At 72.1% G+C, this 12921-nt stretch carries 10 protein-coding genes; 3 read left to right on the forward strand and 7 right to left on the reverse strand.

Features of this window, described 5'->3' with window-relative positions; genetic code table 11:
• Positions 1-161: 161 nt before the first annotated feature.
• Positions 162-1244, forward strand: a complete 1083-nt coding sequence (locus ACZ7N4_RS12910) for a DUF2510 domain-containing protein (protein WP_471357282.1) — start codon at positions 162-164, stop codon at positions 1242-1244.
• Between the two features lie 147 nt (positions 1245-1391).
• Here the strand turns inward: ACZ7N4_RS12910 and ACZ7N4_RS12915 are convergent, their stop codons facing one another.
• Complete coding sequence (locus tag ACZ7N4_RS12915) at positions 1392-2006, reverse strand: TetR/AcrR family transcriptional regulator (protein ID WP_471357285.1); 615 nt, start codon at positions 2004-2006, stop codon at positions 1392-1394.
• 199 nt (positions 2007-2205) lie between these two features.
• Here ACZ7N4_RS12915 and ACZ7N4_RS12920 point away from each other — a divergent pair, with 199 nt between their 5' ends.
• Both ACZ7N4_RS12920 and ACZ7N4_RS12925 read left to right on the forward strand, forming a co-directional pair.
• Complete coding sequence (locus ACZ7N4_RS12920) at positions 2206-3006, forward strand: phosphatase PAP2 family protein (protein WP_471357288.1); 801 nt, start codon at positions 2206-2208, stop codon at positions 3004-3006.
• Complete coding sequence (locus ACZ7N4_RS12925; protein ID WP_471357290.1) at positions 3003-3956, forward strand: hypothetical protein; 954 nt, start codon at positions 3003-3005, stop codon at positions 3954-3956. Before ACZ7N4_RS12920 ends, ACZ7N4_RS12925 begins: the two co-directional genes overlap by 4 nt.
• Before the next feature lie 90 nt (positions 3957-4046).
• On the opposite strand, the gene ACZ7N4_RS12930 is transcribed toward ACZ7N4_RS12925, so the two are convergent.
• The 6 genes from ACZ7N4_RS12930 to ACZ7N4_RS12955 form a co-directional block, all read right to left on the reverse strand.
• Positions 4047-4892, reverse strand: coding sequence for an LURP-one-related family protein (locus tag ACZ7N4_RS12930; RefSeq protein ID WP_471357293.1), 846 nt, complete (start codon positions 4890-4892; stop codon positions 4047-4049).
• A 66-nt stretch (positions 4893-4958) separates the two neighbouring features.
• Positions 4959-7007: a phosphocholine-specific phospholipase C gene (locus ACZ7N4_RS12935; protein WP_471357296.1), complete on the reverse strand. Its 2049-nt coding sequence runs from the start codon at positions 7005-7007 to the stop codon at positions 4959-4961.
• A gap of 184 nt (positions 7008-7191) precedes the next feature.
• A complete protein-coding gene (locus ACZ7N4_RS12940) occupies positions 7192-9369 on the reverse strand; it encodes a galactose-binding domain-containing protein (RefSeq protein ID WP_471357298.1) in 2178 nt (725 codons plus the stop codon).
• Between the two features lie 67 nt (positions 9370-9436).
• Positions 9437-11044 carry a glycoside hydrolase family 13 protein gene (locus ACZ7N4_RS12945; RefSeq protein ID WP_471357302.1) on the reverse strand — a complete coding sequence of 536 codons (1608 nt, stop codon included), beginning with the start codon at positions 11042-11044 and terminating at the stop codon, positions 9437-9439.
• A gap of 50 nt (positions 11045-11094) precedes the next feature.
• Positions 11095-11970, reverse strand: a complete 876-nt coding sequence (locus tag ACZ7N4_RS12950) for a carbohydrate ABC transporter permease (RefSeq protein ID WP_471357304.1) — start codon at positions 11968-11970, stop codon at positions 11095-11097.
• Positions 11967-12920, reverse strand: coding sequence for a carbohydrate ABC transporter permease (locus ACZ7N4_RS12955; protein WP_471357305.1), 954 nt, complete (start codon positions 12918-12920; stop codon positions 11967-11969). Before ACZ7N4_RS12955 ends, ACZ7N4_RS12950 begins: the two co-directional genes overlap by 4 nt.
• Position 12921 lies beyond the last annotated feature (1 nt).

The following is a 12921-nucleotide window of genomic DNA, read 5'->3' on the forward strand; positions in this document are numbered from 1 at the left end:
AGCCGTCGGGCGGGACCTTGGGTGGCCGGTCGCGGCAGCTGTTGCCCGCCCGGGTGAAACGGGGTGCGGGCAGGCGACGCGTACGTCCGCGCGACCAGCGGGGGGAAGGTCAACGGGGTCCTCTCATCCCTCTTTCACCGTCACCTCATACGGTGGGGGGCATGACGCAGGCGACTCCCCCCGGGTGGTACCCCGACCCCGGGCAGACGAACGACGGTCCGCCCACCGAGCGCTGGTGGGACGGCACGGCCTGGACCGACCGGACCCGCCCCGCCGGCACCGCCGCCGCGTGGGGTCCCCCGGCCGGGGCGACGCCCTCGGCTCCGGCGGGATTCGGCGCGTACCAGGCGTATCCCGCGTATCCGGGCCAGCCGGGGCAGCCCGGCGAGCCGGGGTATCACGGCGTGCCGCCGGCTCCGGGACGGCGGGGGGTGCGCAACGGCATAGCCGTCGCGGTGGCGGCCGCGGTCCTGCTGTGCGTCGGGGTCGGCGTGTACGCCCTCGCCAAGGACGACGGCGGCGACGACCGCGCGGGTTCCTCGCAGGGGCCGGGCGGCGGGCAGGACGGCGGCCGGGGCGGGCCGTTCGACGGGCCCGGGGGGTCCGGCGGGTCCGGGGGCCCGGGAGGTTCCGGTGGTTCGGGCGGGTCGGGTGGTTCCGGGGGGTCCGGTGGGGCCACGCCGTCGCCCGGGCAGTCCGAGGCGCCGAAGGTCAAGGGCGGCGGCTCGGTGACGGACGCGGTCAACGGGATCAGCGTGCCGGTGCCGCAGGGGTGGACCGGGCAGGCCATCGGCTTCGGCGCGGGGATCACCTCCGACGACTCCTACACGTGCCCGGGCGACCCGTCCCAGACGTGCACCCCGGGCGGCGCCTACACGGCACCGGCGACGGAGCTGGGCACCAAGGGCGACACGGCCGAGGAGGTCGCGAAGGCGGACATCGCGGCCAACGCCGAGCAGTCGTACGGCGGCACCACCTACGGCCGCATCACCTCGCACGAGGTGCTGGCCTCCGAGGCGGTGACGGTGGCCGGGCAGAAGGGCTACCTGGTGCGCTGGAAGGCGGTCACCGGCAAGGGCGCCGACGGCTACGTCGAGTCGGTCGCCTTCCCCTCCCCGAACCGGGCCCGGCAGATGGTCGTCGTCCGCTTCGGCATCGACGTCGGACAGAAGCTGTCGGTCGTCGACGAGGTCCTGAAGGGGATCAAGGTCTCGTCCGGCGGCGGGAACGGCCAGGACGTCTGAGGACCTCCGGGAACACGGATCGGCCGGGTGGGACTCCCCTCCGCTCAAGAGGAACCCCACCCGGCCGGGGGTGCGCGCCGCCCCCGTCCCCACGGTGCGGCGCGGGCAGGTCACCGTCCAGTCATCCCGTGAACGGCGGCCTGGGTCTCATCTCAGTCCGAGTGCGGGCAGCACGGCGGACTCCACGAACCGGACCAGGTAGTCGGCGTCGGCGTACTGGCCGTTGAGCACCGGCCGCACGCGCAGGACGCCGAACATCATCGCCGGGATGTACTCCAGCGCCGGATGGCCCGCCCGGACCTCGCCGCGGGCCACCCCGCGGGCGAGCATCTCCTCCAGCGCGGCGATCTCCGGGTCCACCAGCGCCTCGCGCAACGCCTTGGCCAGCTCCTGGTCGGACGTCATCGCGTGCCCGAGCGCCTGCAGCAGCCGGGTGTCCTTGCCGGACCAGTCGCCCGCGGCCCGCGCGGCCTGGCGCAGGTCCTCGGCGAGCGATCCGGTGTCGATGCCGGCGAACCGCACCCGGCGGTTGGCGCGCAGCGCGGCCGCGACGAACTGCGGCTTGGTCTTCCACTGCCGGTAGAGGGTGGACTTGCTGCACCGGGTGCTCGCGGCGACGCCCTCCATGGTCACGGAGTCGTATCCGCACTCGCGGATCTGTTCCAGCACGGCGTCGAAGAACTCCCGCTCACGCTCCGGCGTGATCTTGGAGCGGCGCGAGGCGACGACCGTCTCCGGTCCCTCCGCGGCCTGCGACGTCATGTGGTGTTTCCCCTCACTCGTGGTGCGTGCTGGTTCCAGTGTGTCCCAGATCAATCGATACGCCAGTGTACCGGTACTGCGCCGTATCGGTACACTGGCGTATCGGTACGGCAACGTATCGATGAGTTCCGGCGCCTCGCCGGGGCCCGCACGCACCACCACACGCACCACGCACCACCGTCAGCGAAGGGGCCGGGGGATGAATGCCCGAACCGAGCCTGCGGGGGCGAACGCGGAACGGGACACCCCGGCACGCCCGCCCCTGATACGTGAGTTCCTGCTGGTCGCCGGGCTCTTCCTGGTCTACAAACTCGGCCGCCTGCTGGCCACCGGCCACACCGCGGACGCCTTCCGCAACGCCCGCCGGGTCTGGCACCTGGAACGGGCCGTGGACCTCCCCCACGAGACCGCCGTGCAGTCCGCACTGCTGCGCGGCGACACCCTCGTCCACCTGGCCAACGCCTACTACGCGACCGTCCACTTCCCGGCCACGCTCGCCTTCCTGGTCTGGCTGTACCTGCGGCGGCCCGCGCACTACGTCTGGGCCCGCCGGGTCCTCGCGGCCGTCACCACGGCCGCCCTGGTGCTGCCGTTCACCTTCCCGCTGGCCCCGCCGCGCATGCTGACGGGGACGGGCCTGGTGGACACCGCCCAGGTGTACGGCCCGTCCGTGTACGGCCCGCCGTCCAGCGACCACCTGTCCAACCAGTTCGCGGCGATGCCCTCGCTGCACTTCGGCTGGGCGCTGATGGTGGCGATCGGCCTGACCGCGGCCACCCGGTCCCGGTGGCGCGGGCTGTGGCTGCTGCACCCGCTGGTCACCCTGCTGGTGATCGTGGGCACGGCGAACCACTACTGGCTCGACGCGATCGCCGCCACGGCCATGCTCGGCGTGGCCCTCGCGGTCGTCCCGCCGCCACGGCACACCGCCGGCACCGCGGGGCACGGCGCCGGCCGGCCCGTCCCACGCGAGCCCGTCCTGGCGGGAGCGGGCCGATGAGCGCCGCCGCCCTGACCGCCCTCGGCCTGTCGCTGGTCTCGGCCGTCGCCTACGCACTCGCCGCCGTCGCCCAGGAACGCCTGGCCTCGCGCGGCGCCGGCACCGGTCTGCCGCGGCTGCTGGGCACCGGCGCCTGGTGGTCGGCGGTGGGGCTGAACGCCGCCGCCGCGCTGCTGCACGTCGTCGCCCTGAAGTACGGCCCGCTGACCGTCGTGCAGCCACTGGGTGCGCTCACCCTGGTCGCGGCCGTGCCGCTCGGGGCGCGGGCGGCCGGGCGGCGGGTCAGCGCGGTGGAGTGGCGCGGTACGGCGCTGACCCTGCTCGGGCTCACCGCGCTCCTGGTCGGCGCCTCCGGTCCGGCGCCCGCGCGGGTGCTGTCGTTGACCGAGGCCCTGGTGGTCGCGGGGACGACCGCGGCGGCGATCGGTCTGCTGTCCTGGCCGGGCTCCCGGCCGGGCCTGCGGCACGCGACCGCGTCCGGTTTCGCCTCGGGTGTGGGCTCCGCGCTCACCCAGACGGTGACCGTGGCGGCCACGCACCGCTCGGGTCCGGCGTTGAGCGCCGAGGTGGTCGTGGTCGCGGTGCTCGTCGCCGCGTTCGCGGTCGGCGGGCTGCTGCTGTCCCAGACCGCCTACCGCGGGGGACTCGGCGCGCCGCTGGCCGTGGTCACGCTCGCCAACCCGGTGGCCGCCGCGGTGATCGGCCTCACCCTGCTGGGGCAGGGGCTGCAGGGCGGCGCGGGCGGGGTGCTGCTGGCCCTGGCCGGCGCGGGGCTGGCCGCCTGGGGCGTGGTGCTGCTCACCCGGGCGGCACCCGGGGCCGGTGGCCGGGACGCGGACGAGGAGCATCCGGTGGCGGCCGTGCTGGCCCTGGAGCCGGGCACGGCGACCGCGGAACCGGTGCTGCTGCCGCGGCAGCCGGAGCAGCCCGGGCATCTCACGGCGCTGTGACCCGGGCCGCCCGGTGACCGCGTACGGCGGCGGCCGGTGCGCGGACGCCGTCCGCGGGCACCGGCCGCCGTCGCCGTACCGCCGTGCCGGTCAGCCCCAGCCGCGGGCGTCCTGCTTGAGGGCGGTGTCCACGGTGAGCGCGGTGGCCACCACGAGGCTCAGCAGCGGCTCGGGCAGCTGGTAGTGGATCTGCAGGACGTAGTTGTCCGCGGTCGTGAAGAGCGTCTTGGCGAGGCCTTCCCAGGTCTTGGTGATCCGGGCGACCTCGTTGTCCGCGTGGTCGACGATCGCGAAGTTCCAGGCCCGCCAGTTCTCCGCCTTGATGGCGCCGACCTGCTGGCCGTTCGCCGTCATCGCGAAGTTGATCTTGCCGATCATGTTCTTCTGGACGATCTCGCCGACCGGCGAGCCGTCCGGGCGCGTCACGATCACCCGTGACTTGAAGATCTTCGCGGGGCGGGTCAGCAGCAGCTGCGGCTGACCGTAGGCATCCCGGATCTCCAGCTTGTGGGTGAGGAACTGGTCCAGGCTGGAGACGAAGCGCAGGATCTTGCGCAGAACGCCCTGCCCCACCTGGGTGACCGAGCCGATCTCCCGGCCGCTCTGATCCATGACCTTGTACTCGTTGGTCAGCTCGATCAGCTTGGCCTTCTGGTTCACGACCAGGACGGGCTCGGTGAACAGGGTGCCGCCGCCGGGGCCGCCGGCCGCGACACCGGCCTGCTTCTGCACCTGGCGCTGCACCTTGGCGTCGCCGGCCTGCTGCTGCGGGAAGGCCGGCTGGCCGGGGGCCTGCTGCGGCGGAACCTGCCCGGCGGGCTGCTGGGCGGGGTTGGTGTGCTCTGTCCACTGCGAGCCGTCCCAGTAGCGGAGCGTCTGCGTCGCCCCGCGCGGGTCCGGGTACCAGCCTGCAGGTGTGTTCGATTGCGTGGTCACCGGGGCACACTACCCTGATATGACCGGTACCTGACCAGTCCGCACGGAGCGGCGCTCATCGCTCGTTCACCCCGTGATGATCGCCGGATCGCTGACGCCGGGCTGCCCGTTCTCCACGTGCCCGGCGAAGCCGCGCAGGAAGGCCGGGTCGGCGTCGCAGGTGACGCTCAGGTCGTACCAGCGCTTGCTCGCCGTGAGGCTCACGCTCTGCTTCACGGTCGCGCCGGGCCGCACCGTCACCGTGACGGGAGCGGCGCCGTAGCCGTCGGCCAGCTTCAGCCGCACCGTTCCGGAGCCCTTGTTGGTGAAGGTCAGCTCGACGGCGCCGCCCGCGTGCCGGGCGGTGACCTCGGGGCCCGCGACCTTGTTGCGGCCCTTGAAGACGCGCAGGAAGCCGTTGGGGCCGTGCACGGCGAGGTCGTAGTTCCCGCCGGAGTAGACCGAGTTCCAGGTGTCCGAGAGCGTCTTGCCGGCCTCGGTGGTGTAGGTCCAGGGGCCGTCGGTACGGCTGTTGGAGGTGACGAGGAAGGCCGCGCCCGCGTACGCCCCCGAGGCGAACGTGAGCGTGAACTTGCCCGCCGCGGTGTCCGCCGAGCCGTCCACGACCGGGGCGTACTTCAGCGGGCGCGTGGGCCGGCTGCCGGGCTCCTGCCGGGGCAGGGAGGGGTTGGCCGGCGGCTTGGGCACGTAGTCCGGGTGACGGTTGTGGTCCTTGGGCCGGTAGCCGGCCGTGGAGGGCAGCGGGGCCGGTGCGGTGTCCTGGCGGGAGAAGTCGAAGGCGCTGGTCAGGTCGCCGCATATGGCGCGCCGCCAGGGCGAGATGTTCGGCTCCCGGACACCGAAACGTCGCTCGATGAACCGGATGATCGAGGTGTGGACGAGGGTCTCGGAGCAGACGTAGCCGCCCTTGCTCCAGGGGGAGACGACCAGCATCGGCACCCGCTGGCCGAGGCCGTAGGGGCCGGCGACATGGCCGGCGTCGCCCTTGAACAGGTCGGGCGCGGCGTCGACGGTCGACCTGCCCTGGGCGGCGGAGGCCGGCGGGTAGGGCGGGATGACGTGGTCGAAGAAGCCGTCGTTCTCGTCGTAGGTGATGAGCAGCGCGGTCTTCGCCCACACGTCGGGATTGGCGGTCAGCGCGTCCAGGACCTGGGAGATGTACCAGGCGCCGTAGTTGGCCGGCCAGTTGGGGTGCTCGGTGAAGGCCTCGGGGGCGACGATCCAGGAGACCTGGGGCAGCCGGTCCGCCTGGACGTCAGCCGCCAGCTGGTCGAAGAAGCCCTCGCCCTTGCGTGCGTCGGTGCCGGTGCGGGCCTTGTCGTACAGCGGGTCGCCGGGCCCCGCGTTGCGGTACCGGTTGAAGTACAGGAGAGAGTTGTCGCCGTAGTTGCCGCGGTAGGCGTCGCTGATCCAGCCCCAGGAGCCGTTCGCGTCGAGGCCGTCACCGACGTCCTGGTAGATCTTCCAGGAGACCCCGGCCTGCTCCAGGCGCTCGGGGTACGTCGTCCAGCCGTAGCCCTTCTCGTCGTTGCCGAGGACCGGACCGCCGCCCGTGCCGTCGTTGCCGGTGTACCCCGTCCACATGTAGTAGCGGTTGGGGTCGGTGGAGCCGATGAGCGAGCAGTGGTAGGCGTCGCAGATGGTGAAGGCGTCCGCGAGGGCGTAGTGGAAGGGGATGTCACCGCGCGTCAGGTACGCCATCGTCGTCGCGGACTTCGCCGGCACCCACTTGTCGTACCTGCCGCCGTTGAACGCGGTGTGACCGTCGTTCCAGCCGTGCGGCAGGTCCTGGATGAAGGCCAGGCCCAGGTCGTCGGCGTCGGGGTGGAACGGCAGGATGTCCTTGGTGCCGTCGGACTGCTTCCAGACGGACCTGCCGTTCTGGGTGACCGGACGGGGGTCGCCGAAGCCGCGGACCCCTCGGAGCGAGCCGAAGTAGTGGTCGAAGGAGCGGTTCTCCTGCATCAGGACGACGATGTGCTCGACATCGTCCACCGATCCGGTGCGGTAGTGGGCGGGCAGGGCGGCCGCGCGCTGGATGCTGCCTGCCAGCGCCGTGAACGCCGTGGTGGCACCGGCGAGTTGCAGGAAGCGACGCCGGTTGACTTCGGGCATGAGGGTCCTCTCGTCCTGACGTAGCGGATGCCGTCAGCTGACGGAATCTGCGCGGAGCGAGTGTTCCAAGAGCAGCAAACGTCAGGGAAGGGTCTGGTGGCGCCGATGTGAAACCCGGCGGTACGCGTGGTGCCGCGCCACCGGGTGCCCCTGACCCGGTGACGCGGCGGCGCGGTAGTGGCGGTCAGGAGCTCAGGTACGCCTCCACCTCGCTGAACTGCCCGGCCGGCCAGGCGGTGTTGGCGCTGACGCTCAGCCGTAGGTAGCGCAGGTTCGTGCCGTTGGGCAGGGACACCGTCGCGGTGTTGCCGGTGGCCGGGTCGAAGCGGTAGCCCTGGGCGCCTACGACGGTCGAGTAGCCGGAGCCGTCGGTGCTGCCGAGTACCGTGACGGTCTGGGTGCGGGCGCCCCAGGCGGCGGACGGCGGCAGTTTCAGCACCAGGCGGCGCACGGCGTAGGAGGAGCCGAGGTCGACCGTCCAGGACTGCGGGAAGGCGTTGTTGGCGGACTCCCAGTAGGAGTTCGCGTCGCCGTCGACGGCCTTGCCCGGTGTGTAGACGTCCTGGGAGCCGGTCGCGGTGGCCGGGCGGCCCTTGGCGAGGTTGCGGTTCGGGTCGGGCTCGGGGTTGCCCTGCCCGGGCCGCGGCCAGGTCGTGCAGTCCGACCAGGTGCTGGACCAGCCGGAGTTGCCGCCGCCGTCGGTGAGGGTGAAGGCGCCGGAGTTCGCCGGGTAGGGGCAGTTGTAGACGCCGGCCGCGCCGACCTGGGTGGCGGTGACGTTCCTGAAGGTGGCCGCGCCCTGTGCCTCGGCCTGGACCACGACCGTACCGGTGTTCCTCACGGTCGCCCCGGTGACGTTGACGTTCTTCACCGGGTAGCCCTGCCCGCCGCCGGAGACGAACTCGAAGGCGCTGTACGGGCTGTCGGTGATCGTCGTGTTGGTGATGTCGACGGTGGCGTTGACGGCGCTGTCGTAGGAGTCGACGCGCAGGGCGCCCATCGGGTGGTTCCAGTTGGGGTTCATCGCGCCGGCGCGGACCAGCGTGTTGCCGTCGACCGTGATGGTGCCGGCGAGCGGGTGGAAGGGGTCCATGAACTTCTGGTTGGAGATCGCGATGCCGCTGCCGAGGGCGTTGGTGTCGGAGACCAGGTTGTTGCGTACGGCGATGTCGGTGCCGCCGTAGATCGCGATGCCGTTGGCGAGGTTGGGCTGCGAGATGGTGTTGTTCTCGAAGCTGGAGTCGGTGTCCGGGGCGTACAGCGACCACATGGCGAGGGAGTCGTCGCCCTGGTTGCGCAGGAAGTTGTTGCGGACACGGACGCCCTTGGCCGTGCCGTTGAGGTTGAGGCCGTCGGCGGTGGTGTCGAGGATGCGGTTGTTCTCCACCACCAGGTTGTCGTTGTTGCCCGTCAGCCAGAGGCCGACCTTCAGGTGCTGGATCCACATGCCGGAGACGGACGAGTTCGGGCCCAGGGAGCCGTTGACGAAGTTGTCGGGGCTGGAGTCGACGCGTTCGGTGACCTCGCCGATGACGGCGAAGTCCTTGATGTGGACGTTGCCCGCCGAGCCGGACTGGTCGATGAAGCGGGAGGTGTGCACGACCGAGTACCAGCCGCCGGCGCCCTGGAGGGTGACGTTCTGCACGCCGTTGAGGGAGGACGTGACGCGGTAGTCCCCCGGCGGGATCCACACGGTGCCGCCCTGGGCGGCGGCGATGGCGTCCCGGAAGGCCTGGGTGGAGTCGCCGGTGCCGCTGGGGTCTGCGCCCTTGGCGACGACGGACACCGAGCCGGCGGGCTGGGTCGCGGCCGGGGCGGCCTGCTCGAAGTCGGCGACGTCCACGGTGACCTGGACGCCGGTCGCCTCGACGGCCACCTTGTCGCCCGCCTGGACGTTCTGCCCGAGCAGCAGCCGCGTGTTGTCGAAGAAGTGGTGCGTCTTGGCACCGGTGATCCAGCCGGTGTCGATGTAGGAGTACTTGGAGGTCACCGGCAGGGTCCTGGCGAGCCTGGTGCCGTTGACGTACACGTTCAGGGTTCCGGACTGGCCGTCCGGGACGCTGTAGGCGAGGTTCAGCGCGTTGGCGGCGCGCGGCACGGTGAACTCCACGCGCTGCCCGGCCGAGAGCCGGACGGCCTGCCGGCCGGAGGCCTCCGAGGCGAGGCTGCCCTGCGTGTAGTCGGGGCCGATCCTCGTGCCGTTGCCGGCCGCCGCCTCGGCCTCCACGGAGGTGAAGGGCAGGGTGGCGCCCGCCGCCGCGTGGGCGGCCGGGGCGAGGGTGACGAGCATGCCGGCGGCCAGGGCGACGACCGCGCCGATGGCCGGCATGCGCCTGACATGTCTGGCGGTGCTGCTGTGCATGGGCTGATCCCTTCGTGGTGGGGGTGCGGGGGATGGCGCCGGGTGCGGGCGGGCGTGCGGGGGCGGTTCAGGCGTGCAGCCAGGCCGCCGTGTCGCGCGGCAACCGGCCCTCGGCGTCCAGCGGGCCGCTGCTGAGCAGGAGACGGCTGTGGGCGGGGAGGTCGGCCGGTGTGTCCGCGAGGTTGACCACGCACAGCGCGCCGTCCGCGCGGGAGAAGGCGAGCACGCCGTCGGGGGCGGGCAGCCAGGTGAGCGGGCCGTCGCCGAACCGCGGGCGCAGGGCGATGGCCGTGCGGTACAGGGAGAGCATGGAGCCGGGGTCGTTCTGCTGCCGGTCGGCGGCGTACGACGCCCAGCCGTCCGGCTGCGGCAGCCAGGGCTCCTCCCGCGAGCCGAAGCCCGCGTGCGGCAGGCCGGCGGCCCAGGGCAGCGGCACCCGGCAGCCGTCGCGTCCCGGGTCGGTGCCGCCCGAGCGGAAGTACATCGGGTCCTGGACTCGGTCGGCCGGGATGTCGGCCTCCGGCAAGCCCAGTTCCTCCCCCTGGTAGAGGTAGACCGAGCCGGGCAGCGCGAGGGACAGCAGGGCGGCGGCCCGGGCGCGCCGGGTGCCGAGCGTGAGGTCCGTCGGGGTGCCGAAGGCCTTGGTGGCGAAGTCGAAGGCGGTGTCCTCGCGGCCGTACCGGGTGACGGTGCGGGTGACGTCGTGGTTGCACAGCACCCAGGTGGCGGGGGCGCCGACGGGAGCGTGCTCGGCGAGGGTGGTGTCGATGGCCGCGCGCAGCCGGCCGGCGTCCCAGGGGCAGGACAGGAAGGAGAAGTTGAAGGCGGTGTGGAGTTCGTCGGGGCGCAGGTAGCGGGCGAAGCGTTCGGGGTCGGGGAGCCAGACCTCGCCGACGAAGACAGCGCCGTACTCGTCGGCCACCCGCCGCCAGGAGCGGTAGATGTCGTGGAGTTCGTCGCGGTCGAGGAAGGGGTGCGGCTCCGGGTGTGCGGCGAGGTCGGGGAGGTCGGGGTCCTTGGCGAGCAGGGCCGCCGAGTCGATGCGGACTCCGGCGACGCCCCGCTCCAGCCAGAACCGGAGGATGTCCTCGTGCTCCTGACGGACGGCGGGGTGGGCCCAGTTGAGGTCGGGCTGCTCGGGGGTGAACAGGTGCAGGTACCAGTCGCCGTCGGGCAGGCGGGTCCACACCGGTTCGGTGGAGCCGGCGAACTGGGACGGCCAGTCGTTCGGCGGTAGTTCGCCGTGCGGGCCGCGTCCCCGGCGGAAGTGGAACAGCTCGCGCTCGGGGCTGCCGGGGCCGGCGGCCAGTGCGGCCCGGAACCAGGGGTGCTGGTCGGATACGTGGTTGGGCACGATGTCGACGAGGGTGCGGATGCCCAGCTGGGCGGCCTCGGCGATGAGTTTCTCCGCCTCGGCGAGGGTGCCGAAGGCCGGGTCGACGGCCCGGTAGTCGGCGACGTCGTAGCCGCCGTCCTTCAGCGGGGACACGTACCACGGCGTGAACCACAGGGCGTCCACGTTGAGTTCGGCGAGGTACGGCAGCCGGGCGCGGACGCCCGCGAGGTCGCCGGTGCCGTCGCCGTCGCCGTCCGCGAAGCTGCGGACGTACACCTGGTAGATGACGGCCGTGCGCCACCAGTCGGCATCGGTGCGGGCATGGCTGGGCTGTCCCACTGAGCTTGCCTTTCTGTGGAGGGGGCGGCTCGTTCGAGGGGCGCGCGGTATCAGCCCTTGGTGCTGCCCGCGCTGATCCCGGCGATGATGTGCCGCTGGAAGACGAGGAACAGCGCCACCATCGGAACGCTGGCGATCACCATCGCGGCGATGAGCACGGTGAGCTGGATGTTCTGCGACAGCTGGACCAGGGCCACGCTGATCGGCTGCTTCGCCGTGTCGGAGAAGACCATCAGCGGCCACAGGAAGTCCTGCCAGACGGCGACCAGCGCGAAGATCGACACCACGCCGAGCACCGGACGGGACATGGGCAGGACGACGGACCACAGGGTCCGGAGCCGGCCGGCGCCGTCGATCTCGGCGGCCTCCAGCACCTCGCGCGGCAGCTGGTCGAAGAACCGTTTGAGCAGGTAGAGGTTGAAGGCGTTGGCGACCGCCGGGAGCCAGACGGCGAGGGGGTCGTTGAGCAGGCTGGTGTGGATCAGGGGCAGGTCGGCGACGGTCAGGTACTTGGGGACGACCAGGGCCTGTGCCGGCACCATGAGGGTGGCGAGGATGCCGCCGAGGACCACCTTGCCGAAGGCCGGCTTCAGCTGGGACAGGGAGTAGGCGGCGGCCGTGCAGAGCACCAGTTGGAAGGCCCAGGCACCGGCCGCCTGGACGAGCGTGTTCCCCAGGTGCTGCGGGAGCTGCATGAGGTCCCAGGCGTCGGTGTAGGCGCCGGTGTGCCAGTGCTGGGGCACGAGCGTCGGCGGGGTGCGGGCCACCTCGTCCGGGGACTTCAGCGCGCCGGTCGCCATCCAGTACACGGGGAAGAGGAAGGCGAGCGCGAAGAGGACGAGGACGGTCGTGAACACCGTCCAGTAGACGGCCTTTCCGCGTGGGCGGGCGAGGGCGGCCGGGGAGACGAGGGTGCGGGTGCTCACGCGGTGGCCTCCTCACTGCGGGTGAGCCGCAGATAGAGGGCGGAGAAGACGCCGAGCAGCAGCAGGAGCATCACGCTGAGGGCGCAGGCGCCGCCGAAGTCGTTGTAGAGGAAGGCGTACTTGTAGATGAGGTAGAGGACGGTGACGGTGGCGTTCTCGGGGCCGCCGCCGGTGATGACGAACGGCTCGGTGAACACCTGCATGGTGGCGATGATCTGGAGGAGCATCAGCATCAGGATCACGAACCGGGTCTGCGGGACCGTGACGTGCCGGACGCGCTGGAGGAGGTTCGCGCCGTCCAGTTCGGCGGCCTCGTACAGCTCGCCGGGAATGGACTGGAGCGCGGCCAGGTAGATGAGGACGGTGCCGCCCATGTTGGCCCAGGTGGCGACGACGACCAGCGAGACCAGGGCGGTGTCGGTGCCGTTGGACCAGGTGGAGGTCGGCAGGTGCAGGAAGCGCAGCGTCTCGTTGGCGAGGCCGGCTCCGGGGTCGTAGAACCACTTCCACAGCAGGGCGCTGACCACCGGCGGGATCATCACCGGCAGGTAGACCACGACCCGGAAGAAGGCCTTGGCGTGCCGCAGTTCGTTGAGGACGAGGGCGAGGACGAAGGGGATCGCGAAGCCGATGAGCAGGGCCAGCAGGGTGAAGGTGAGGGTGTTGCGCCAGGCGGCGGCGAACTCGGGGTCGTGCAGGACCCGCGTGAAGTTGGCGGTGCCGGCCCACTCGGGCGGGGAGCCCGGGGTGTACGTCTGGAAGGCGATGACGACCGCGCGGATCGCCGGGTACCAGGAGAACAGGGCGAAGCAGATCAGGCCGCCGAGGAGGAAGCCGTAGGCGCGGGCCTGGTCGATCAGGCGGCGCCTGCGCTCCCCCGCGTGTGGCGGCGCCGGGACCGGGTGGGCGGTGGCCCGCGTCGGGGGCCGTCGCTCGGCCGTCTTCGTCATG

This window comes from Streptomyces sp. NPDC107654, from assembly GCF_055639035.1.